The 2,333-nt window shown below is 59.4% G+C and carries 1 protein-coding gene; it reads right to left on the reverse strand.

The window, feature by feature from the left end; all coding sequences use genetic code 11:
* Window positions 1-4 precede the first annotated feature (4 nt).
* Window positions 5-2,333: ATP-dependent helicase (locus tag ACWI8T_RS09525; protein WP_449138773.1), on the reverse strand; the 2,329-nt coding region annotated here is incomplete at its 5' end.

Consider the following 2,333-nt stretch of genomic DNA (forward strand, 5'->3'; position numbering starts at 1 on the left):
CGGCTTAGTTGATTTTCACGATGGGCGCGTAGTCTTTCAGCAAAGTCTTCGTCTGGCCCGTGCGCGCGAATTTGATCACGAGCGAGTCGCCATCGACCTTGAGCACCTTGCCGCGACCGAACGTTTTATGATCGACAGTATCGCCGGCCGCGAACGTATTGTGCGCCGCCTCTTTCTTGCCAGCCGATGCCGCCCTGGCTGCGGCCGATCCGCCCCAACCGCCTTCGGGCGTATACGTGGGAACCTTGCCGCCGCGCGCTCGACTCGAACCAAGCGACCCCGCCGCGCGCGTTGAATGCGACGCGCTCGAGCTCTTGCGAGCAGCGCCGCCATGGCTTGCCGTGAAATCAGAGAACGACTGCCCACCGCCAGGCTTGCCAGTCCCGAACGTGCGCCCGCCCGTCGAAGAATTGCGGCGCACCGACACGTTCGCGCTCGACTGGCCGAACACGCGACCGCCGCCCGCTTCCACACCCGAGCCCGAAATGCCGCGACGGCTGCCGCGCTTTTCCCAACCCGTGCCCGAAAAGCCCATAGAGCCAAGGCCGATGGTCTGGCGAAGCTCGCCCGGAATCTCGCCAATGAAGCGAGAGATCGGGTTCGCGACCGTATCGCCGAAAATCGTGCGCGACTGGGCGCACGTTAAATACAGCTTCTTGCGCGCACGCGTAATGGCGACATAGGCAAGACGGCGCTCTTCCTCCAAGCCCGATTCGTCTTGCGAGGAATTCGAGTGCGGGAACAGCGTTTCTTCCATGCCCGCAACGAACACCACGTCGAATTCCAAGCCTTTCGACGCGTGCACCGTCATAAGCGTGACGGCAGAATCGTCTTCGGCCATGGAATCCAAATCGGTGCGCAGGCGAACCCACTCGATAAAGTCGGCCAGCGAATCGGGCGAAAGCTGGCGCACGCCTGCGAGGTTCTCGCCTTCAGGCAGCTCTGGCTCTTCTTCCTCGGAATTCTGGTGCGACTGCACATATTCCTCGACAACAGACAAGAATTCCTTGATGTTCTCGACGCGACCGCGCGCCTCATCGGTATTCTCGTTTTCGAGTGCGGCAATGAGTCCCGATTTTTGGATAACCGCCTCGATCACTTTGCGCAAATCGCCGCCGTAGCTGCGGCACTCCTCGACAAGCGAGACGAAGCCGCCAAGCGCCGTACGGGCGCGCATCTGCAGGTTCTCGTCAGCCACGCACAGCTCAGCCGCCAGCATGAACGGCATATTCGTCATGGCTGCCGCCTGGTCGATATAATCGATGGTGGTTTTGCCGATGCCTCGGCGCGGCGTGTTGATGACGCGCTTGGCCGCAATATCGTCGTTGGGATTCACGAGCAACGTGAGGTATGCCATAACGTCGCGAATTTCGGCGCGATCGAAGAATCGCGTGCCACCGACGATCTTGTAGGGGACGCCAGCGCGCAGCATCATGTCTTCGAGCGAGCGCGACTGAGCGTTCGTACGGTAGAACACCGCCATCTCATCATACGAGAAGCCTTCAGATCGGCGCTTGTCGATTTCGCCAGCAATCCAACGGCCCTCGTCGCGCTCGTCCGACGCCACATACACGTAAATCTTGTCGCCATCGGGCTGGGAAGTGCGCAGCGTTTTGTCTTTGCGATGCTGGTTATGGCGCACCACGGCGTTTGCCGCATTCAGGATGTTGCCCGTTGAGCGGTAATTTTCCTCAAGCTTCACCGTTTTGCAATTTGGGTAATCGCTCTCGAATTCCAGAATGTTGCGAATGTCGGCGCCACGCCAGCTATAAATCGACTGGTCGTCGTCGCCTACAACCATGATGTTCTGGTTTTTCGCGGCGAGCAGCTTCGTGATTTCGTACTGCGCCTTGTTCGTGTCCTGATACTCGTCCACGAGCAGATAGCGAAAGCGATTCTGGTACGCCTCGAGCACGTCGGCATGGTTCTTCAGAAGCAAATGCGTGTAGAGCAGCAAATCGTCGAAGTCGAATGCGTTGGCCGCCTTCAAGCGCTGCTGCAGCTTCTCGTACACGCGCGCCGCGACCTTCGCACCAGGGTCGCCCGTGGCGCTTTTCGCGAATTCGCCCGGAGTCATAAGTTCGTTTTTCGCGGATGAAATGCGATTGCGAATGTTGTTGATGGGCCAGCGCTTCGGATCCAAATCGAGCTCGCTGTAGATGTCCTTCACGAGGCGCTTCGAATCGTCGTCGTCGTAGATGGTGAAGCCCTTGTCGAAACCGAGCTTCTCGCAATCGACGCGCAGAATGCGCACGCACATGCTATGGAAGGTAGACACCCACATGCCACGCGCGCCTGGGCCCACGAGCTTGCTCAAGCGCTCGCGCATCTCG

It is taken from the genome of Slackia sp. (genome assembly GCF_977041755.1).